A 21,714-nucleotide genomic window follows, 5' to 3' on the forward strand; every position below is an offset into this window, starting at 1 on the left:
TTTTGGCCTTTTCTTGATTTGTTAGTGGTCTATTAGTGTTGCCCCTGTGCGGGGCAATGCTCTCAACTTAAGCCCCGCTGCATCAAGCGAGTTTGTACGCGAGATGGAAGTGGGGCTTGGCTTTTCTGGGTGGTCTTGGATAGGAGCGTGAGGGCTGTATCCGGCATCGGGTCTGGTGGATCATTTCCAGCACACCGGCGAGGCCGTCCAGACAGCGCTGGATGCGCAGAAGACACGCGCCGAGGATGGGCTTGAGTGCGCCCAGTGCATACACCCGGTTAGGACGGCTGGCATGTCTGTCGTCGTGCGGCGCATCGAGATCGCTGAGCAGTGTGCACAGGTTGTCGGCGAGGATTTTTGCGCCGAAGTCCTGCTGTAACGCCAGGTAATCGAGGCCTGTGACGGCTTCCAGCCGCAGCCGGTGCTTGAGTCGTTTGAATGCTTCCTCGACCCGCCAGCGCTGGTGATAGAGCGCGCCGAACGATGCCGCCGGATAACGCCCGCCATCGAGCAGCGAGGTCATCAGCACACGCACGCGACCGCCCGGCGTGACGTCGCGGATCAGGCGCACAGTCGTGGGCGTACGCGCCAGTTCATAGGCGCGGGCATCCGGTTCGCTGGGCGCTTCCAGTGTCACCACATGCTCGGCTTTACCGCTGCGGGTAAAGGCGCTGACGCATTTCCAGTTACGCGCATCGACGCGCATGCAGAACGGGATTTCGCGCTGTGCGAGCGCCGCCACCATCGCGTTGCCGATATAGCCGCGATCGAGCAGCAGCAGGTCGGTATGCGGTTGCAGTACATCGAGGGCTTCGAACAGCATCTGCCGCTCGCCGCCGTCGGCGGGATGAAGTGCAGCGTGCAGGGTCAGTTCGGAACCCGGCAGGAACAGCGCAAACGCGTAGTGATCGGCGCGCAGTTCATGGCCGCGACGCGTGCCCACACGCAGGCGGCTACCGTCAGCGGCGACCAGCCTCAGGCCGTGCCAGCGCATCGAATCGATATGGGGTTGGGCCAGCGAGATCAGGCGGGCGCGGGCCAGTTCGAACAGTTCGGCAGACACTCCCCGTCGCGCCTTGCTGAAGGCCTGTGCGCTGACAGCGCGGGTGCGCCCGCCGCTGCTTCCCAGTGCGCCGAATAGCGCGTCAAGTTCGGCCTGCACACTGGCGCACATGCCGGACATCATCAGCGCGGCCATGCGCGGCAAGGTCAGTGTGCGATTGCGGGTAAAGGCAGTGGGAGAACGACGCACGCGATCGGCGAGCGCCGGATCGAGCAGGAAATCGGAGAACTCAGCCAGAAGCCGCGAGGACGCTGGTATTTGAGTTCATATCGTTGATTTATCAGTGAGTTATGCGATGAAGTTTACAGGGGCAATGCCTCGTTTACAAGCTCTTTGAGGCTTAAGTTGAGAGCATTGCTGTGCGGGGCGGCACCTACTTTCTTTGCCGCCGCAAAGAAAGTAGGCAAAGAAAGCGGCTCACACCGCCAGCTTTCAAGCGGGTCTCCTGGCTTGGAGGGGGCAGTGGTGCGATAAACGGATGATCCCTCGCACAGCCAGCGTCAGTGACCAGGCCGTCATCAGCTCCCACTCCGCACTGCGTGCGTCGCGGATGGGTCTGCCAGGGAAGACAGCGGTAATTTTTTGCGCCGTGGGGGCCGCCGTCGGCCTCGCCTCGTCCTTGCCGATCCGCCAGCGCGTCCTCGCCACGTTTGAGCCATTTGTAGCCGGTCTGCCGGCTGATGTTAAAGCGCTCGCACAGTTCGGTGACCGTGAGCGTGCGCTGACCGGCCAGATGAACAAATTCCTGTCTGAGGCTCATGGTGTCTCTTGCGTTCCAGGGCATGGTCGGGACCGGGCGTTTTCGTACCCGCAAGTGTCAACCATGTCCTCGCGCACCTGTCAGCCATGTCTCCGGTCTGTACACGGCGGCAAAGAAAGTAGGTACCGCCCCGCACAGGGGCAACGCTAATAGACCGCTAAGACCAACAAAGCAAGACCAACCAAACCAAACCCGCCGAGCAGGCCAAAACATCAAACAACTCCCTGCGGTAGAATTTGACCCTCTGCCCGGCGCCGCAACCGGCGCCCCCATCCCGAAGGTCATCGTCGATGCAAATTCAGATCCACAAGGAAGTCGATGCGCGCGGGCTGATGTGCCCGCTGCCCATCTTGCGCGCCAAGAAGGCGCTCGCCGACATGGAAAGCGGCCAGATTCTCAAGGTGCTGGCCACCGATCCCGGCTCGCAGCGCGATTTCGCCGCGTTCGCGAAGCAAACCGGCAATGAAATCGTCGAAAGCTCAGCGCACGACAAGGTCTTCACGTTTCTGATGAAGCGCCGCTGATTCACGCGCGCTCCCGAACGCTCGCACCCAAAACAAAAGGCGCTGTGCCCGCGAATGCGGGTCACAGCGCCTTTTTCATGCCCGGCAAGACCAATAAATAACCGGGCGCCGGGAACGCAACTGCGCGTTCAGCCTTCGAGCACCGGCGAACGCGTGCGCAGATATTCCTCGAAATCGGCGGCTACTTCCGGGTGACGCAGCGCGAACTCCACCGTCGCCTTCAGATAACCCAGCTTGCTGCCGCAGTCGAAACGCGTGCCGTGGTACTTGTACGCCAGCACCTGCTCATCGGCGAGCAGCGACTGAATCGCGTCCGTCAGCTGCAATTCGCCGCCGGCGCCCGGTTTGAGCGCGCGGATGTGATCGAAAATCCGCGGCTTGAGCACATAGCGGCCCACCACGCCGAGATTCGACGGCGCCACGTTCGGCTCCGGCTTTTCGACGATGCCCGACATCTTGATGATCGAGTCTTCCCACTCCTTGCCGTCGACAATGCCGTACGACTTGGTTTCCTGCGCGGGAATCTCTTCGACGCCGATCACCGAGCTGTGATAGTGGTCGAACACCTCGATCATTTGCGTCATCACGGGCGGCGTGCCGTACAGCAGATCGTCCGCGAGAATCACGGCGAACGGGTTGTCGCCCACCAGCTTTTCCGCGCACAGCACCGCGTGGCCGAGGCCCAACGCTTCCGGCTGGCGCACGTAGAAACAGTCGACGTGGCTCGGCTTGATGCTGCGCACCAGTTCGAGCAGCTTGTCCTTGCCGCGCGCCTGCAGTTCGGCTTCGATTTCATACGACTTATCGAAATGGTCCTCGATCGCGCGCTTGCTGCGGCCCGTCACGAAGATCATTTCGGTGATGCCGGCCGCCATCGCCTCTTCCACCGCGTATTGGATCAGCGGCTTGTCGACGATCGGCAGCATCTCTTTCGGGCTCGCCTTCGTGGCAGGGAGGAACCGGGTGCCGAGACCTGCCACCGGAAATACCGCCTTTGTAACTTTTAGCATGTGATTACCCTAGTCCTCTGGTTTGCTATGAGTCCGTACCCGCCGCACGAGGGGCGGGCACGAGCCTCGATCAGGCCGGCAAGCGCGCGAACTGCGCTTTCAGCTTGCCGACCGTGGCTTCGAATTCCGCCAGCCTTTTTTGCTCCTGCTCGACGACTGCCGGCGGCGCCTTCGCCACGAAGCTCTCGTTCTGCAATTTGGCGTTGCACTTGACGATTTCCGTGCTCAACCGCGCGATCTCCCTGGACAAGCGCTCGCGCTCGACGGCCACGTCGATCTCCACCTTCAGCACCAGCTTGTCACTGCCTACGATAGCAATTGGCGCGCCATCCGCTTGTGCATCGAGCGCTGCCTCGTCGGCGATGATCTGCACTTCCGATAAGCGAGCCAACGCCTGGGCGTACGGCGCAAACGTGCGCAGACGCTCCGCGTTGCCGGTCGCGAGCAACGGCACCTTGACCGCCGGCGACAGATTCATTTCGCCGCGCAGGTTCCGGCACGCATCGATCACGGCCTTCAGGTCGGCCGCCCATTGCTCGGCGTCTTCGTCGATCTTCGATGGCTCCGCAACGGGGTAAGGCTGCACCATGATCGACGCTTCACCCTCGGCTTTGCCTTCGGGGTAACGGCCGGCCAACGGCGCGACTTTCTGCCACAACGCCTCGGTGATGAACGGAATCACCGGATGCGCGAGGCGCAACACCGTCTCGAGCACGCGCAGCAGCGTGCGGCGCGTGGCGCGCTGCTGGTTCGGCTGACCCGTCTGGATCTGCACCTTGGCGAGTTCGAGGTACCAGTCACAGTATTCATCCCATACGAACTTGTATAGGGCGTTGGCCACATTGTCGAAACGATAGTCGGCGAAACCCTTCGCGACTTCCGCTTCCACGCGTTGCAGGCGGGAGACGATCCAGCGGTCGGCCGCCGAGAAATTCAGGTGGCCCTCCGGACCGCATTCGCCGCACTGCGCCGGCTTGCCGAAACCGCAATCGTGGCCTTCGCAGTTCATCAGCACGAAGCGGGTGGCATTCCACAGCTTGTTGCAGAAGTTGCGGTAGCCCTCGCAGCGTGCCAGGTCGAAATTGACGTTGCGCCCGAGCGTGGCCATCGACGCCATCGTGAAGCGCAGCGCGTCGGTGCCGAATGCCGGAATGCCCGCGGGGAATTCCTTGCGGGTTTTCTTTTCGATCGACGCGGCCTGCCTCGGATTCATCAGGCCGGTGGTGCGTTTGGCGACCAGCGCGTCGAGGCCGATGCCGTCGACGATATCGATCGGGTCGAGCGTGTTGCCCTTGCTCTTCGACATTTTCTGGCCTTCGGCGTCGCGCACGAGACCGTGCACGTAGACCGTCTCGAACGGCACGCGCCCGGTGAAATGCGTGGTCATCATGACCATGCGCGCGACCCAGAAGAAGATGATGTCGAAACCGGTAACGAGCACCGATGACGGCATGAAGTGCTTCAATTCCTTCGTCTCGGCGGGCCAGCCAAGCGACGAGAACGGCACCAGCGCCGACGAGAACCATGTGTCGAGCACGTCTTCATCGCGCCGCAACGGGCCGGTGTAGCCGGCTTCCGCCGCCTTTTCGCGGGCGCCTTCCTCGGTCTTCGCGACGAAGATTTCGCCGTTTTCGCCGTACCAGGCCGGAATCTGATGACCCCACCAGAGCTGACGCGAGATGCACCAGTCCTGGATGTTTTCCAGCCACTGGTAGTAAGTGCTGGTCCAGTTCTCCGGCACGAATTTGATTTCGCCGCTGCGAACCACGTCCAGCGCGGTTTCCGCGATCGACTTGCCGGGATTGAAGGTGCCTTCCGGCGCCGGCTTGCTCATCGCGACGAACCATTGGTCCGTGAGCATCGGCTCGATCACGACGCCCGTGCGGTCGCCGCGCGGCACCATCAGCTTGTGCGGCTTGACCGATTCGAGCGCGCCGAGCGCTTCGAGATCGGCCACCACGAGCTTGCGGGCCTCGAAGCGGTCCATGCCGCGATATCTTTCCGGCGCGTTCTCGTTGATCTTCGCGTCGAGCGTGAGGATTTCGATTTGCGGCAGCTTGTGGCGCAGGCCGACCTGGTAGTCGTTGAAATCGTGCGCCGGCGTGACTTTCACGACGCCGGTGCCGAACTCGCGGTCCACGTAATCGTCGGCGATGATCGGCACTTCGCGGCCCGAAAGCGGCAGCGTGACCGTCTTGCCGATCAACTGCGCGTAGCGTTCGTCTTCGGGATGCACCATCACCGCAGTGTCGCCCAGCATGGTTTCCGGACGCGTGGTGGCGACCGTCAGATGGCCCGAGCCGTCGGTGAGCGGATACTGGATGTGCCACAGGTGGCCGTTCTCTTCCTCGCTGACGACTTCGAGGTCGGAGACGGCGGTGAGCAGCACCGGGTCCCAGTTCACGAGGCGCTTGCCGCGATAGATCAGGCCCTGTTCGTACAGGCGCACGAACACGTCGCGCACGGCGGCCGACATCTTGTCGTCCATCGTGAAGTATTCGCGCGACCAGTCGATGGAAGCGCCGAGACGCCGCACCTGATTCGTGATGGTCGAGCCGGATTCCTGCTTCCATGCCCACACGCGCTCGGTGAATTTTTCGCGGCCGAGGTCGTGACGCGAGACGCCTTGAGCGTCCAGTTGCCGTTCGACGACGATTTGCGTGGCGATGCCCGCGTGGTCGGTGCCGGGCACCCACAGCGTGTTCTCGCCGAGCATGCGGTGGTAGCGGGTGAGGCCGTCCATGATCGTCTGGTTGAACGCATGGCCCATGTGCAGCGTGCCGGTGACGTTCGGCGGCGGCAACTGGATCGAAAAGTCTTTTTTGTTCGCGTCGAAGGAGGGCGCGGCGTAGGCGCGCTTTTCCCATTCGGGGCCCCAGTGGGCTTCGATCGTGTGGGGCTCGAAGCTTTTGGCAAGCGTGGAGGTGGTATCGCTCGGGGTGTCGCTCATTTGTTGATCGGCTGGTGGATGCGGAGAATGTTCGATTATAAGCGGCGCTGCGGGTGGGGTTTGGTTTTGGCCTGCTCGGCGGGGTTTGATGGTTGTGGTTGTTGATTTGTTGGCCTTGCTTGATTTGTTGGCCTTGCTTGATTTGTTGGCCTTGCTTGATTTGTTGGCCTTGCTTGCTTTGTTGGCCTTTCCTTGATTTGTTAGTGGTCTATTAGCGTTGCCCCTGTGCGGGGCGGCACCTACTTCTCTTTGCCGGCCGTGTACAGACCGGAGACATAGCTGACAGGTGTGCGAGGACATGGTTGACACTTCCGGGTACGAAAACGCCCGGTCCCGACCATGCCCTGGAACGCAAGAGACACCATGGGCCTCAGACAGGAATTTGTTCATCTGGCCAGTCAGCGCACGCTCACGGTCACCGAACTGTGCGAGCGCTTTAACATCAGCCGGCAGACCGGCTACAAATGGCTCAGACGTGGCGAGGACGCGCTGGCGGATCAGTCGCGGCGCCCTGCCAGCAGTCCCTCAAAGACCACCGTTGAGATGGAGCAGGAGGTGGTGCGCCTGCGTCAGGCACACCCGCGCTGGGGCGGCCGCAAGATCAGCCGGCGCCTGCGGGATCTGGGCTTTGAAGCGGTGCCGCAGCCCAGCACCGTGACAGCCATCCTGCACCGGCACAATCTGATCCTGCCGGCCGGTTCAGCGATGAGTGAACCCTGGAAGCGCTTTGAGCACGAGCAGCCCAACGTCCTCTGGCAGATGGACTTCAAGGGACACTTCGATACCCTCGAGCAGGGGCGTTGTAGCCCCCTGACGGTGCTCGACGACCATTCGCGCTTCAGCATCCTGCTGCGCGCCTGTGGGCCAACCGATACGGCCACGGTGCAGGCGGGCCTGCGCGAGGCATTCGGCCACTACGGCCTGCCGTTGCGCATCAACACCGATAACGGTTCGCCATGGGGTTCACCGGGCAGCCCGGGGCAGCTCACCGAACTGGCCGTCTGGCTGATCCGGCTGGGGATCCGCATCAGCTACAGCCGGCCTTACCATCCGCAGACCAACGGCAAGGACGAGCGGTTTCACCGCACGCTGAAGGCCGAAGTGCTGAACGAACGGAGCTTCGCCACCCAGCAGCACGTGCAACGCGAACTGGACCGCTGGCGCACCATCTATAACTGCGAGCGCCCGCATGAGGCGATCGGCATGGACACTCCGATGAGCCGTTACCAGCCGAGCCCGCGGGCGTTTCCATCGGTCCTGCGCGAGCCGGAGTACGGCCCGGATGACGTGGTGCTGCGGGTCAAGGCAAATGGCGAGCTACGCTTTGAAGGACGGCGCCTGAAGGTCTCGAAAGCACTTTACCGGCTGCCGGTTGCAGCACGCGCAAAGGACGGCGAAGACGGCGTATTTGAATTCTGGTTTGCCCATCACCGCATCCTCACCCTTGACCTGAGGAGCGAAAACCGCTGACCATAAAGTGTCAACGATGTCCTCGCACGTTCGTCAACCATGTCTCCGGTCTGTACACGGCCGGCAAAGAGAAGTAGGTGCCGCCCCGCACAGGGGCAACGCCAATAGACCACTAACAAATCAAGCAAAGGCCAACAAAAACAACACCAAAACCACCACCGCCGAGCAGGCCAAACCACCAAAACCATCAAACCACAACAGCCTCCCCCCTCACCAACGACTCCCGCATAGCCACCCCAATCCGAGTAGCCTCAACCGCATCCTCCAATGTGGCGCCGCCCTGCCCCCGGCCCTGCCCTCCACCCCGCACCGCCGCGACAAACGCCCGCGCCTCATGCAAAAACGCCTCCTCGAACCGATCAAAAAAACTCGGCGTGCATTCATTGCGAACACCGGTCGCATCATAAATCTCAACACGATTCGCACGCGGATTGCGCCCGATCGCCAGCGCACCGCCCGTGCCGATCACCTCGCTATGCGTGTCATTCCCATGCGCCTGCGTGCGCGACGCATAGAACATCGCGAGCTTCCCACCTTCGAATTCACAAATCGCCACGCCATTGTCGACATCGCCGAACTCACGCAGCCCCTCGTGCAGCGCAATCGCGCCCGCCGCGAACACCCGCTTCGCGCGCGGCTTGCCCAGCAACCAACGCGCGACGTCGATGTCGTGCACGGTGCAGTCCAGAAAAATGCCGCCGGACGTTGCCGCGAACCGCACGAAGAAACCATCGGTATCGTTCTTGTCCGTGGTTTGCGAGCGCACGAGAAACGGCGTGCCGATCTTGCCGGCTTCGACCATGTCGAATGCGTTTCTATAGCTCGGATCGAAACGCCGCATGAAGCCGATCGTCGCCTGAAGATGCGGATAGCGCGCGGCCTCGGCCAGCACGCGCTCGCATTCGGCGAGGTCCAGCGACAACGGCTTCTCGCAGAACACATGCTTGCCGGCGTGCAACGCATCCACGATCTGCTGCGCGTGCAACGACGACGGCGTCACGAGCCACACCGCATCCACCTCCCGATCGGCGAGCAGGTCGGCGTAATCGTCATAAAGACGCGGTTCGGGCAGCGCCTCGCGCGCCCACGCCCGCTCTTCCTCCAGAGGGCTGCAAGCGGCGACGAGCACCGCGCCGGGCACGCGATACGCGAGATTCTCCGCATGACGCTTGCCCAACCGCCCAAGACCGACCACACCCAATCGAACCCGCCCCGCGGCCGCCTTCATCACGATGCCTCGCCGAGTTTCACCGCGCGGCCCTCGCGCCATGAACGCGTGGCGGCGTCGGCGAGTTCGAGCGCTTTCAAGCCATCGGCGACGGTCGTGCGCACCGGCTTGCCGTGCGTGACCGCGTCGAAGAAATGCGCGATTTCCAGCGCGTAAGCCGCGCGATAACGTTCGAGAAAAAACGCTTCCGGCACGTCGCTCGACACTTTGGTTCTCGAGTACGCGGTCACTTCCGTGGGCCGCACGTTGCCCGCCTGCAGCATGCCGGCACTGCCGAGCACTTCGAAGCGCTGATCGTAACCATACGCGGCGCGGCGCGCGGTATTGATCTGGCACAATCGCCCGCGCTTCGTGCGGATCGTCACCGCGGTCGAATCGATATCGCCCGCTTCCGCGATCGCCGGGTCGGACAGACAACTGCCGGTGGCGTGCAGCGTGTCCGCTTCGTCGTCGAGAATCCAGCGGAAGATGTCGAAGTCGTGAATCAGCATGTCCTTGAAGATGCCGCCGGAATGCTTGATGTACTCCACCGGCGGCGCGCCCGGATCGCGGCTAGTCACCACCAGCATTTCCGGCGTGCCGATCTCGCCGGCATCGATACGCGACTTCAGCGCGGAGAACGTCGGATCGAAGCGGCGCTGAAAGCCGATCATGCACACCACGCCCGCGCGCGCGACCGCTTCGGCGCAGGCGCGCGCACGCTCCAGCGTGAGATCGACCGGCTTCTCGCAGAACACGTGCTTGTTCTGCGCGGCCGATTGCATGATCAGGTCCGCATGCGTGTCCGTGCTCGAACAGATCACCGTCGCGCCGATCGACGCATCGCCCATCGCGCCGTCGATATCCGCGACCTGCGCGCCGTGTTCGGCCGCGAGCGCCGCGGCCGCCTCGCGATTCACGTCGACCACGTACTTGAGCCGCACGCCCGGTTGCCGCGCGAGATTGGCCGCATGAATCTTGCCGATGCGCCCCGCGCCGAATACCGCTACGTCGATCGTCCTTACCGCGTCAGTCATCGTATCCTCCCATGTCCTTGGATTCTTCCACGTTTAATTCGAGCTTGTACGCCAGCGCGATGAACAACGCCTGGCACAAGCAGATCGTGCTGGTCAGCGAGCGGAACGCGAACGCGCTGCCCTCTTTCACATACAGTTGCGTGGTGGCGTAGCGCGCGAGCGGGGAAAGCTGGCTATCGGTGATGACCAGCGTCTTCGCCTGATGATGGTGCGCCACGCGCAGGCAATACTGCGTTTCCTTGCCATAGGGCGCGAAGCTGATCGCGATCACCACGTCGCCCTTCTTCACGCTGCGAATCTGTTCGCGGTACATGCCGCCGAATCCCGACACCAGATGCACGCGCTTGGGCGTGTGCTGCAACGCGTAGACGATGTAGCTCGCCACCGGAAACGAGCGCCGCACGCCGACCACGTAGATGTTGTCGGCCTGCTGCAGCATTTTCACGGCGGCGTCGAACTGCTTGTCGTCGAGTCCCGCTTCGAGTTCCTCCAGACCGCCGCGCGAAGCCGCGATGAATTCGCGCGCGACCGAACCGCCGGACAACGCGCCGGGCTTCTCGTCGATCAGCTTGCGAATCCTCTGCTGATAACTCGGCGACGACGTGCCCTGCCCCGTGTAAGCCTGACGGAACACCGCCTGCAAATCGGAGAAGCCGGAAAAGCCGAAGCGCTGCGCGAACCGCACCACGGCGGACGGATGCACGCCGCAACTCGCCGCGATGTCGCTAGTGCGATCCACCATCACGCTCGACCGATGCTGCTCGATATACGTGGCCACGTTTTTCAACTGACGCGGCAACGCTTCGTAGTTTTCCGCGATGCGCTGCATCAATTCATCGACGCTCGGCAATTCCTCGGTGCTCTCTTCCGCCATGGCTCTCTCTCGGGTGCTTTATTGCAGTGCGACAGACGCTTGCAAAGCCCGCCCACACTGCCTCCTGACGCTGCCGATTATAGGCAGGGCGCCGGGCAAATGGAACGTATTTTCCATTTTTATTTATTATGAAATTTTCATTGCAACGCTTCGGAAGATGGCCTAATCTTGGTCGTGAGCAATGGTGCAAGGGCGACCCCATACCGGCCGCAAGCGGATCAAAAGCCGCCCGCCAGACGCTCCCTTCAATAACGACAGACCGAGAAAAGGTGGAGACAATGAGACTTTGCAAGGGCAAGGCTACGCTCAGGATTCTGGTAACGGCATTGACGTTGGCGACGGGATTCGGCGCGGCTTCGGCCGCCCGCGCGGCTGACGCCCACTTCGTGCTGATCAGCCACGCGCCGGATTCGGATTCGTGGTGGAACACCATCAAGAACGCGATCAAGCAGGCCGACGAGGACTTCAACGTCGAGACCGACTATCGCAATCCGCCGAACGGCGACATCGCCGACATGGCGCGTCTGGTCGAACAGGCGGCCGCGCGCAATTACGACGGCGTGATCGTCACCATCGCCGATTACGACGTGCTGAAAAGCTCGATCAGCAAAGTGACCGCGAAGAAGATTCCGCTCGTCACGATCAACTCGGGCACCGAGGAACAAAGCGCGCAACTGGGCGCGATCATGCACGTGGGACAACCCGAATACGTCGCCGGCAAGGCGGCCGGCGAGAAAGCGAAAGCAGCCGGCGTGAAGTCGTTCCTGTGCGTCAATCACATCGCCACCAACACGGTTTCGTTCGACCGTTGCCGCGGTTTCGCCGAAGCGCTCGGCGTCGACTACAAGTCGTCCACGATCGACTCCGGCCAGGACCCGACCGAAATCCAGTCGAAGGTCAGCGCCTATCTGCGCAACCATCCGAACACCGGCGCGATCCTCACGCTCGGACCGACCCCCGCTTCGGCCACGCTGAAAGCGGTTCAGCAGATGGGCCTCGCGGGCAAGATCTATTTCGCCACGTTCGACTTCTCCGACGACATCGCCAAGGCGATCCAGGCCGGCACGATCCAGTTCGCGATCGACCAGCAGCCGTACTTGCAAGGCTATATCCCGGTGGCGGTGCTCGCGATCGTGAAGAAGGAGCACACCACCGATCCGGCGAAGATCCGCCAGATTCTCGAAGCCAATCCGAAGTTCAAGGCGCGCCTCGATACCTACGGTCTCGCGCCGTCGTATGGACCGAAGAACATCCGCTCGGGTCCGGGCTTCATCACCAGGGACAACCTCGACAAGGTCATCAAGTACGCAGGGCAGTATCGCTGATTCTTTCCTCTAGTTAGTCACGCGCGCGGCGGGCGGCCGCTTCAATACGGGCGGCACGCCCGCCTCCACCGCGCATTTCACCGGCTGCCGTTCTCACTCCGCCTTCGCGCGTGAACCGAGACACAGCCGGGCTCCAAGGAGACGTCATGGGTGTAGCCGGCAAACACTTTCCCCCGCCTGTCGAAACGAGCAACACCAATGCGGCGCCGTCGCATTCGGATTCCGATGAGCGCGTGCGCAAGGAATCATGGTTCGGTCATTTGCTGAACCGGCCGGAATTCGCCGCGATATCCGGCGCGGTGCTGGTGTTCCTGGTTTTCGCGCTGACCGCCGGCGGTTCCGGCATGTTCAATCTCGACGGCGTGATGAACTGGTCGCAAGTGTCCGCCTATCTCGGGATACTGTCGGTCGGCGCATGTCTGTTGATGATCGCCGGCGAGTTCGATCTGTCGATCGGTTCGATGATCGGCTTCTCGGGGATGATGGTCGCGATTCCGTCGGTGTATTTTCACTGGCCGATCTCGCTCGCGATCCTGTTCGCGTTCGCCGGCTCCATGCTGCTCGGCGCGCTGAACGGCTATCTGGTGATGCGCACGCGCCTGCCGTCGTTCATCGTCACGCTCGCGTTTCTGTTCATCCTGCGCGGCCTCACGCTGGCGCTGTCGATCATGTTCGCGGACCGCACCATCGTCTCCGGCGTGGGCGATCTCGCGCAAAACGACTGGCTCGCCAATACGCTGTTTCATGGCGTGGCGTTCAACGGCTTCTTCACGATGCTCGCGCAACACGGCATCGGCACCATGCTCGATAACGGTCATGCGCTGGTGCCGGGCATTCCCAAAGTGATCTTGTGGTGGATCGCGCTCGCGGCTGTCTGCGCCTTCGTGCTTGCCAAGACACGCGCGGGCAACTGGATTCTCGCCGTGGGCGGCGACGCGAACGCCGCGAAAAACGTCGGCGTGCCGGTGCGCCGCGTGAAGATCTCGCTGTTCGTGCTGACCGCGTTCTGCGCATGCCTGTTCGCGGTGCTGCAAGTGTGCGACATCGGCTCGGCCGCGGCGGACCGCGGCTTGCAAAAGGAATTCGAGGCGATCATCGCCGCGGTGATCGGCGGCACCTTGCTGACGGGCGGTTACGGCTCGGTCGTCGGCGCCTGTTTCGGCGCGCTGATCTTCGGCGTCGTGCAAATCGGCATCACGTACACCAACGTCAGCTCCGACTGGTTCCGCGTGTTCCTCGGCGTGATGCTGCTGATCGCCGTGCTGTTCAATCACTACGTGCGCCGCCGCGTCGCGCAATCGTAACGAGGAGACGATCATGTCCGATACGACGAATACGGTAAGCACCGCAAGCGCGGCGCAGGACGACATCATTCTCGCGCTGGAGAACGTCAGCAAGTACTTCGGCAAGGTGATCGCGTTGAGCGGCGTGACCTTGCGCCTGAAACGCGGTGAAGTGCATTGCCTGCTCGGCGACAACGGCGCGGGCAAGTCGACGCTCATCAAGACGCTCGCCGGCGTGCATCAGCCCTCTTCCGGCCAGTATCTGGTGGACGGCAAGCCGGTGCTGTTCGAGTCGCCGAAAGACGCGCTCGATCTCGGCATCGCCACCGTCTATCAGGATCTGGCGCTGGTGCCGCTGCTCTCGGTCGCGCGCAACTTCTTCATGGGACGCGAGCCGCAAAAGAAACTGTTCGGCTTTCTGAGCGTGATGGACCTCGAAACCAGCGCGACCACCGCGCGCGACAAACTCGCGGAAATGGGCATCAACGTGCGCGACCCGCATCAGCCGATCGGCACCATGTCGGGCGGCGAGAAACAGTGCCTCGCGATTGCACGGGCGATTCACTTCGGCGCACGCGTGCTGATCCTCGACGAACCTACCGCCGCGCTCGGCGTGAAGCAGAGCTTCAACGTGCTGAAGCTGATTCACAAGGCGCGCGCCAAGGGCATTTCGGTGATCTTCATCACGCACAACGTGCACCACGCGTATCCGATCGGCGACTCTTTCACGCTGCTCAATCGCGGCAAATCGCTCGGCACGTTCACCAAGGACACCATCAGCAAGGACGAAGTGCTCGACATGATGGCCGGCGGCGCCGAGATGCAGAAGATGATCGGCGAACTCGAAGGCGCGGAGATCTGATTCATTCGCGCGGCGTTCCGGTGCTTGCCGCGCCGGTCGCCGCGTACAGCCACTCAGGAACATTCATGGATCATTCCAGCACATCCAGCGGCGCCGCAACCGGAGTCGGGACGGCGGCCAGCCGCTTCGCGCCGGATCGCGGCCGCGACATCGTCTGCCTCGGCCGCCTCGCCGTCGATCTCTACGCGCAGCAAGTCGGCGCGCGGCTCGAAGACGTGTCGAGCTTCGCGAAGTACCTCGGCGGTTCGTCGGCGAATATCGCGTTCGGCTGCGCGCGCCTCGGCCTCGCCTCGGCGATGCTCGCGCGCGTCGGCAACGATCACATGGGCCGCTTTCTCACCGAAACCTTGACGAAGGAAGGCTGCGACGTCAGCCATGTGCGCGTCGATCAGGAACGCCTCACGGCGTTGGTGCTGCTCGGCCTGAAGGACCGCGATACCTTTCCGCTGATCTTCTATCGCGAGAACTGCGCGGATATGGCGGTGGATGAAGCGGATTTCGACGAAGCGTTCATTGCGTCGTCGAAAGCGCTGCTGATTACCGGCACGCACTTTTCCACCGAGCAGGTGAACCGCACGAGCCGCCGCGCACTCGATTACGCGCGACGCAACCAGGTGCGCACGGTTCTCGATATCGACTACCGTCCGGTGTTGTGGGGTCTCACCGGCAAGGCGGACGGCGAAACCCGCTTCGTCGCGAGCGAAGGCGTGACCGCGCATTTGCAGCGCATTCTGCCGCTGTTCGATCTGGTGATCGGCACGGAAGAGGAATTCCGCATCGCCGGCGGCAAGACCGAACTGGTCGACGCGCTCGCGATGGTGCGCGCCGTCACGCCGGCCACGCTGGTGTTGAAGCGCGGGCCGATGGGTTGCCAGATCATCGACGGCAAGGTGCCCGCCTCGCTCGACGACCTGCCGGTTCACGGCGGCGTGGAAGTCGAAGTGTTGAATGTGCTCGGCGCGGGCGACGCGTTCGCCTCGGGCTTTCTCTCGGGATGGTTGCGCGATCAGCCGCTCGAAGCCTGCGCGCGCGCCGCGAACGCGAGCGGCGCGCTGGTGGTTTCGCGCCACGGCTGCGCGCCCGCCATGCCGACGCCGGCCGAGCTCGACTACTTCCTGCGCGAAGCGAAAGCCGACCCGCAGCGCATGCGCCGCCCCGATCGCGACGCGACGCTGGCGCGCTTGCATCGCGTCTCGCCCGCGCGCAAGCAATGGAACGAAGTACTCGGCTTCGCGTTCGATCATCGCAACCAGTTCTTCGAACTCGCGCAGCAAACCGGCGCGGACGAAGCGCGCATCGCGCGGTTAAAGGGGCTATTCGTCGAAGCGGTGGCGCAGACCGAAAGCGCGTTGGGTCTGCAAGGCCGCATCGCCGTATTGATCGACGACCGCTATGGTCAGGACGCGTTGAACGCCGCGACCGGCCGCGGCTGGTGGCTCGGCCGTCCGGTGGAATTGCCGGGCTCCGTGCCGCTGGTGTTCGATCATGGCCGCTCGATCGGCACGACGCTCGTCGCGTGGCCGCGGGAGCATATCGCCAAGTGCCTCGTGCAGTTTCATCCCGACGAACCGATCGAACAGCGCCTCGAACAGGAAGCGCAATTGCGCGCGCTTTACGACGCGACGCAAGCGAGCGGGCATGAGTTGCTACTCGAAGTGATTCCGCCGAAGCACGCCCATCTGCCGCAAGGGCCGGACATCGTGTATCGCGCGTTGAAGCGCCTCTACAACATCGGCATCTATCCGGAATGGTGGAAGCTCGAACCGATGGACGCCGCGCAATGGCAAGCCGTCGACGCGCTGATCGCCGAGCGCGATCCGTATTGCCGGGGCGTGGTGCTGCTCGGTTTGGCGGCGGGCGTCGAACAGTTGAACGAGGGCTTTCGCGCGGCGGCCCAATCCGCGACGTGCCGCGGCTTCACCGTGGGCCGCACGATCTTTCACGAGCCGAGCCATGCGTGGCTCGCCGGCGAGATCGGTGACGACGAACTGATCGCACGCGTGCGCCGCACATTCGAAACACTGATCGCATCGTGGCGCGCGGCTCGCGGCACATCAGCCGCGCAGTCCGCCACGGCGAGCCATCACCAGGAGCAGGCGGCATGAACCACCGCGTATTGCATCATGACGATGCGGCGTCCGCTCGAGGCACCGGCGAAGCAAGCTCGCGCCTCGCCGGCACCGTCCGGCTGACGACCGCCCAGGCGCTCGTGCGCTATCTCGCCGCTCAACGCGTCGCGACCGAGGACCGCGGCGGTAGCGAGCCGCTCTTCGGCGGCGTGTTCGCGATCTTCGGGCACGGCAACGTCGCGGGAATGGGCGAAGCCTTGTATCAGCACCGCGACGCATTGCCCACGCTGCGCGCGCATAACGAACAGGCGATGGCGCACAGCGCCATTGCGTATGCGAAGGCGCATTTCCGCCGCCGCATGATGGCGGTCACGACTTCCATCGGGCCGGGCGCGACCAATCTGCTCACGGCGGCCGCGCTCGCGCACGTGAACCGTCTGCCGGTGCTGCTGTTGCCCGGCGACATCTTCGTCTCGCGCGCGCCCGATCCGGTCTTGCAGCAGGTCGAGGATTTCAACGATGGCGGCGTGTCCGCCAACGACGCCTTCAAACCCGTGTCGCGTTACTTCGATCGCATCGTGCATCCGGCGCAATTACTCACCGCGCTGCCGCGCGCGCTTCGCGTGCTGACCGACGCCGCGCTGTGCGGTCCCGTCACGCTCGCGTTGCCGCAGGACGTGCAGGCGCAGGCATGGGATTTCCCCGCGGACTTTTTCGCGCCGCGTGTCGTGACTTTTCATGCGCCCGCGCCGCGCGACGACGAGATCGACGCCGCGTTCGCGCATCTGCGGCGCGCCAGGCGTCCGTTGATCGTCGCGGGCGGCGGCGTGCTGTATGGCCGCGCCAGCGACGCGCTGCACCGCTTCGCCACCATGCACGGCATTCCGGTCGCGGAAACGCAGGCCGGCAAGAGTTCGCTTGCATGGAACGATCCGTTGAACGCCGGCGCATTGGGCGTGACGGGCTCGCCCGCCGCGAACGCGCTCGCGCTCGACGCCGACTGCGTGCTGGCGATCGGCTCGCGCTTGCAGGATTTCACGACCGGCTCGAACACGCTGTTCACCCAGGCCGAGCTGATCGGCATCAACGCCAACGCCTTCGACGGCGTCAAGCATCGCACGTTGACGGTCGAAGCCGACGCGCGTCTCGCGCTGGAGGCGCTCGCGGAACGCTTGCAAGGCTGGCACGCGGACCGCGCATGGACCGCACGCGCGCACAAACTCGCGGCGAGTTGGCGCGACACGGTGAGCACGCTCACGCATGCGCCGCAACGCGAGACCGTGCTGCCTTACGAGGGCGACGTGATCGGCGCGGTGCAGCGTTCGAGCGCGGCGTCGGATAAGGACGATATCGTCGTGTGCGCGGCCGGCACCTTGCCCGCCGAATTGCACAAGCTGTGGCGCGCCGGCAGGCCGGGCGCGTATCACGTCGAGTACGGCTATTCGTGCATGGGCTACGAGATTGCCGGCGGTCTCGGCGTGAAACTCGCGCGCCCCGAGCGTGAAGTGATCGTGATGGTCGGCGACGGCAGCTATCTGATGATGAACAGCGAGATCGCGACTTCGGTGATGCTCGGCGCGAAGCTGATCGTCGTGGTGCTCGACAATCGCGGCTACGGTTGCATCAACCGCTTGCAACAGGCCTGCGGCGGCGCGCCGTTCAACAACCTGCTCGACGACTGCCTGCAAGGCCCGCTCGGCGCGCCGCGAATCGATTTCGCCGCGCATGCACGCGCGCTCGGCGCGCAGGCCGAGCACGCCGCGAATATCGCTGAACTCGAAGCCGCGCTGCAACGCGCGCGCGCCGCCGATCGCACCTACGTGATCAGCATCGACACGGACCCCGCCCGCACCACCGACGACGGCGGCTGGTGGTGGGAAGTCGCCGTGCCCGAGGTGTCGACGCGCGATAGCGTGCGCGTGGCGCGTGCGAAATACGAAGCACAGCTCGCGGCACGCGCCGAACCGATGGCCGCCGTCGAGCGCACCGACAAGGAATGAGGACACCCGCATGACCACTTTCGACGTACGCATCGGCATCAATCCGCTCTCGTGGATGAACGACGATCTGCCTTCGCTGGGCGGCGAGACGCCGCTCGAATTGGCGTTGACGGAAGGCCGCCAGATCGGCTATCAAGGCTTCGAGCTCGGCAACAAGTTTCCGCGCGAACCGCGGGCATTGAAAACGCTGCTCGCGCAATACGACCTCGCCCTGGTATCCGGCTGGTATTCGGGCCGGCTCGCGCGGCGCAGCGTCGAGGAAGAAATCGCCTCGGTCGGCCCGCATCTCGAACTGCTCGCGCAAAACGGCGCGACCGCGATGGTATACGGCGAAGTCGCCGATTCGATTCAGGGCGCGCCGCAGCCGCTGTATCAGCGCCCGCGTTTTTTCAGCGAGGCGCAATGGGCTGAATATGCCGCACGTGTCGATGAATTCGCGCGTTACACGCAAAGCCGCGGCGTGCGGCTGGCTTACCACCATCACATGGGCGCTTATGTCGAAACGCCCGCCGACGTCGATCAATTGATGTCGCGCACGAGCGATGCTGTCGGCCTGCTGTTCGACGCGGGGCACATCACGTTTGCCGGCGGCGATCCGCTCGCGGTGCTCGACAAGCATATCGCGCGCGTATGCCACGTGCACTGCAAGGACCTGCGCCCCGCGGTGACCAGGCTCGCGCGCAATCGCAACTGGAGCTTTCTCGACGCGGTGATCAATGGCGCCTTCACGGTGCCGGGCGACGGCGCGGTGAATTTCCCGGCGATCATCGACCGGTTGAAGCGGCACGGCTATCGCGGCTGGCTCGTGGTGGAAGCGGAACAGGACCCGGTGGTGGCCCCCTCGTTCGAGTATGCGCAGAAGGGCTACAGAACATTGCGAACGTTGGTCGACGCACCGCTCGGCGCCGCAAGCAAGACTGAGCAGGAGGCAGCATGAGTTTATTGGTGAAGGCGCAGCGCGAAGGCCAGACGATCGCGCGAGTGACGCCGGAATCGGCGTGTTGGCGGTATGTGGGATTCGCCGCCTACCGGATGGGCACGAGCGAGGTGGTGCATCTGTTCGAGCCGTCGCGTGAGATGTGCATTGTCGTGCTCACGGGTTCGGTGGATATCGAAACCGCGGAGCGCACGTGGAGCTCGCTGGGTTCACGCGATAGCGTGTTCGAGGATGCCGCGCCGTATGCGGTGTATTTGCCGCCCGGCGTGCGCGCGACGGTGCGTGCCTGCCGGGATGCGGAGATTGGCGTGGCTAGCGCGCCGGCGAAGGGCGAGTATGCCGCGAGGTTGATCGAACCTTCCTCGATGAAGCGCTCCACGCGGGGCAAGGGTCTGAATACGCGATACGTATGCGATATTCTTCCGCAGACGGAGCCTGCCGAGTCCTTGCTTGTCGTCGAGGTCAGGACGCCCGGCGGGCATGCGTCGAGCTATCCGCCGCATAAGCATGATACGGATAATGTGCCGCATGAGAGTTCGCTCGAGGAGACTTACTATCATCGGCTCGATCCGCCGCAGGGGTTTGCTTTTCAGCGCGTGTATACGGACATGCGGGATATCGATGAGTCGATGGCCGTTGAGAATCATGACGTGGTGATGGTGCCGCGTGGGTATCATCCGGTCGTTGTGCCTTATGGGTATGACTCTTATTACCTGAATGTCATGGCCGGGGCGCGGAGGGTTTGGCATTTTCGGAATGATCCGGCGCATGAGTGGATTGTTGGGAAGGAAGGTTGATGTTTTTGCCTGCTCGGCGCTTGGGGTTGTGGTTTTATGGTGTTGGCCTTTGCTTGATTTTCTAGTGGTCTATTAGCGTTGGCCTTTCCTTGATTTGTTAGTGGTCTATTAGCGTTGCCCCTGTGCGGGGCAATGCTCTCAACTTAAGCCTCAAAGAGCTTGTAAACGAGGCATTGCCCCTGTAAACTTCATCGCATAACTCACTGATAAATCAACGATATGAACTCAAATACCAGCGTCCTCGCGGCTTCTGGCTGAGTTCTCCGATTTCCTGCTCGATCCGGCGCTCGCCGATCGCGTGCGTCGTTCTCCCACTGCCTTTACCCGCAATCGCACACTGACCTTGCCGCGCATGGCCGCGCTGATGATGTCCGGCATGTGCGCCAGTGTGCAGGCCGAACTTGACGCGCTATTCGGCGCACTGGGAAGCAGCGGCGGGCGCACCCGCGCTGTCAGCGCACAGGCCTTCAGCAAGGCGCGACGGGGAGTGTCTGCCGAACTGTTCGAACTGGCCCGCGCCCGCCTGATCTCGCTGGCCCAACCCCATATCGATTCGATGCGCTGGCACGGCCTGAGGCTGGTCGCCGCTGACGGTAGCCGCCTGCGTGTGGGCACGCGTCGCGGCCATGAACTGCGCGCCGATCACTACGCGTTTGCGCTGTTCCTGCCGGGTTCCGAACTGACCCTGCACGCTGCACTTCATCCCGCCGACGGCGGCGAGCGGCAGATGCTGTTCGAAGCCCTCGATGTACTGCAACCGCATACCGACCTGCTGCTGCTCGATCGCGGCTATATCGGCAACGCGATGGTGGCGGCGCTCGCACAGCGCGAAATCCCGTTCTGCATGCGCGTCGATGCGCGTAACTGGAAATGCGTCAGCGCCTTTACCCGCAGCGGTAAAGCCGAGCATGTGGTGACACTGGAAGCGCCCAGCGAACCGGATGCCCGCGCCTATGAACTGGCGCGTACGCCCACGACTGTGCGCCTGATCCGCGACGTCACGCCGGGCGGTCGCGTGCGTGTGCTGATGACCTCGCTGCTCGATGGCGGGCGTTATCCGGCGGCATCGTTCGGCGCGCTCTATCACCAGCGCTGGCGGGTCGAGGAAGCATTCAAACGACTCAAGCACCGGCTGCGGCTGGAAGCCGTCACAGGCCTCGATTACCTGGCGTTACAGCAGGACTTCGGCGCAAAAATCCTCGCCGACAACCTGTGCACACTGCTCAGCGATCTCGATGCGCCGCACGACGACAGACATGCCAGCCGTCCTAACCGGGTGTATGCACTGGGCGCACTCAAGCCCATCCTCGGCGCGTGTCTTCTGCGCATCCAGCGCTGTCTGGACGGCCTCGCCGGTGTGCTGGAAATGATCCACCAGACCCGATGCCGGATACAGCCCTCACGCTCCTATCCAAGACCACCCAGAAAAGCCAAGCCCCACTTCCATCTCGCGTACAAACTCGCTTGATGCAGCGGGGCTTAAGTTGAGAGCATTGCTGTGCGGGGCGGCACTGTAGTGGTCCAATGACTCTGGACACCTCTAAAG

At 63.2% G+C, this 21,714-nt stretch carries 16 protein-coding genes and 1 pseudogene; 10 read left to right on the forward strand and 7 right to left on the reverse strand.

What is annotated here, in order from left to right:
• Window positions 1-82: 82 nt before the first annotated feature.
• Complete coding sequence (locus CUJ90_RS12585; RefSeq protein WP_244143167.1) at window positions 83-1,252, reverse strand: IS4 family transposase; 1,170 nt, start codon at window positions 1,250-1,252, stop codon at window positions 83-85.
• 457 nt (window positions 1,253-1,709) lie between these two features.
• Window positions 1,710-1,847, reverse strand: a pseudogene (locus CUJ90_RS33220) (helix-turn-helix domain-containing protein); the annotation flags it as partial.
• Between the two features lie 272 nt (window positions 1,848-2,119).
• On the opposite strand from CUJ90_RS33220, the gene CUJ90_RS12595 reads away from it, so the two are divergent.
• Window positions 2,120-2,347 (forward strand): sulfurtransferase TusA family protein, encoded by a 228-nt coding sequence (locus CUJ90_RS12595; RefSeq protein ID WP_027776570.1) that lies wholly within the window; start codon window positions 2,120-2,122, stop codon window positions 2,345-2,347.
• Between the two features lie 128 nt (window positions 2,348-2,475).
• On the opposite strand, the gene galU is transcribed toward CUJ90_RS12595, so the two are convergent.
• Window positions 2,476-3,357, reverse strand: coding sequence for a UTP--glucose-1-phosphate uridylyltransferase GalU (gene galU / locus CUJ90_RS12600; RefSeq protein ID WP_073432963.1), 882 nt, complete (start codon window positions 3,355-3,357; stop codon window positions 2,476-2,478).
• 70 nt (window positions 3,358-3,427) lie between these two features.
• Window positions 3,428-6,307 (reverse strand): valine--tRNA ligase, encoded by a 2,880-nt coding sequence (locus tag CUJ90_RS12605; protein WP_073432964.1) that lies wholly within the window; start codon window positions 6,305-6,307, stop codon window positions 3,428-3,430.
• A 339-nt stretch (window positions 6,308-6,646) separates the two neighbouring features.
• Here CUJ90_RS12605 and CUJ90_RS12610 point away from each other — a divergent pair, with 339 nt between their 5' ends.
• Window positions 6,647-7,777 carry an IS481 family transposase gene (locus CUJ90_RS12610; RefSeq protein ID WP_114162917.1) on the forward strand — a complete coding sequence of 377 codons (1,131 nt, stop codon included), beginning with the start codon at window positions 6,647-6,649 and terminating at the stop codon, window positions 7,775-7,777.
• Between the two features lie 187 nt (window positions 7,778-7,964).
• Here CUJ90_RS12610 and CUJ90_RS12615 read toward each other — a convergent pair whose 3' ends face one another.
• Genes CUJ90_RS12615 through CUJ90_RS12625 form a run of 3 tightly spaced genes read right to left on the reverse strand, consistent with a single transcriptional unit; the run spans window position 7,965 to window position 10,895 of the window.
• The gene (locus tag CUJ90_RS12615; protein WP_114162919.1) at window positions 7,965-9,005 is read right to left on the reverse strand and encodes a Gfo/Idh/MocA family oxidoreductase; all 1,041 of its coding nucleotides are present in this window, start codon (window positions 9,003-9,005) and stop codon (window positions 7,965-7,967) included.
• Window positions 9,005-10,021 (reverse strand): inositol 2-dehydrogenase, encoded by a 1,017-nt coding sequence (gene iolG / locus CUJ90_RS12620; protein ID WP_073432689.1) that lies wholly within the window; start codon window positions 10,019-10,021, stop codon window positions 9,005-9,007. The genes CUJ90_RS12615 and iolG overlap by 1 nt, the downstream gene beginning before the upstream one ends.
• Window positions 10,014-10,895, reverse strand: a complete 882-nt coding sequence (locus tag CUJ90_RS12625; RefSeq protein ID WP_073432687.1) for a MurR/RpiR family transcriptional regulator — start codon at window positions 10,893-10,895, stop codon at window positions 10,014-10,016. The genes iolG and CUJ90_RS12625 overlap by 8 nt, the downstream gene beginning before the upstream one ends.
• A gap of 278 nt (window positions 10,896-11,173) precedes the next feature.
• On the opposite strand from CUJ90_RS12625, the gene CUJ90_RS12630 reads away from it, so the two are divergent.
• From CUJ90_RS12630 to CUJ90_RS12665, 8 genes are all read left to right on the forward strand, one after another.
• Window positions 11,174-12,220 (forward strand): sugar ABC transporter substrate-binding protein, encoded by a 1,047-nt coding sequence (locus CUJ90_RS12630; RefSeq protein ID WP_073432685.1) that lies wholly within the window; start codon window positions 11,174-11,176, stop codon window positions 12,218-12,220.
• A 146-nt stretch (window positions 12,221-12,366) separates the two neighbouring features.
• Window positions 12,367-13,524, forward strand: coding sequence for an ABC transporter permease (locus CUJ90_RS12635; RefSeq protein WP_114162920.1), 1,158 nt, complete (start codon window positions 12,367-12,369; stop codon window positions 13,522-13,524).
• 13 nt (window positions 13,525-13,537) lie between these two features.
• Window positions 13,538-14,365, forward strand: coding sequence for an ATP-binding cassette domain-containing protein (locus tag CUJ90_RS12640; RefSeq protein ID WP_073432681.1), 828 nt, complete (start codon window positions 13,538-13,540; stop codon window positions 14,363-14,365).
• Between the two features lie 65 nt (window positions 14,366-14,430).
• The gene (locus CUJ90_RS12645) at window positions 14,431-16,470 is read left to right on the forward strand and encodes a bifunctional 5-dehydro-2-deoxygluconokinase/5-dehydro-2-deoxyphosphogluconate aldolase (RefSeq protein WP_114162922.1); all 2,040 of its coding nucleotides are present in this window, start codon (window positions 14,431-14,433) and stop codon (window positions 16,468-16,470) included.
• Window positions 16,467-18,434, forward strand: a complete 1,968-nt coding sequence (iolD, locus tag CUJ90_RS12650) for a 3D-(3,5/4)-trihydroxycyclohexane-1,2-dione acylhydrolase (decyclizing) (RefSeq protein WP_114162924.1) — start codon at window positions 16,467-16,469, stop codon at window positions 18,432-18,434. The genes CUJ90_RS12645 and iolD overlap by 4 nt, the downstream gene beginning before the upstream one ends.
• A 10-nt stretch (window positions 18,435-18,444) precedes the next feature.
• Window positions 18,445-19,371 carry a myo-inosose-2 dehydratase gene (gene iolE / locus CUJ90_RS12655; RefSeq protein WP_114162925.1) on the forward strand — a complete coding sequence of 309 codons (927 nt, stop codon included), beginning with the start codon at window positions 18,445-18,447 and terminating at the stop codon, window positions 19,369-19,371.
• The gene (gene iolB, locus CUJ90_RS12660; RefSeq protein WP_114162927.1) at window positions 19,368-20,168 is read left to right on the forward strand and encodes a 5-deoxy-glucuronate isomerase; all 801 of its coding nucleotides are present in this window, start codon (window positions 19,368-19,370) and stop codon (window positions 20,166-20,168) included. Before iolE ends, iolB begins: the two co-directional genes overlap by 4 nt.
• 271 nt (window positions 20,169-20,439) lie before the next feature.
• Window positions 20,440-21,636, forward strand: coding sequence for an IS4 family transposase (locus CUJ90_RS12665; protein ID WP_114161999.1), 1,197 nt, complete (start codon window positions 20,440-20,442; stop codon window positions 21,634-21,636).
• Window positions 21,637-21,714 lie beyond the last annotated feature (78 nt).

The sequence above is a fragment of the Paraburkholderia terricola genome, from assembly GCF_003330825.1.
Classification (GTDB): domain Bacteria; phylum Pseudomonadota; class Gammaproteobacteria; order Burkholderiales; family Burkholderiaceae; genus Paraburkholderia; species Paraburkholderia terricola.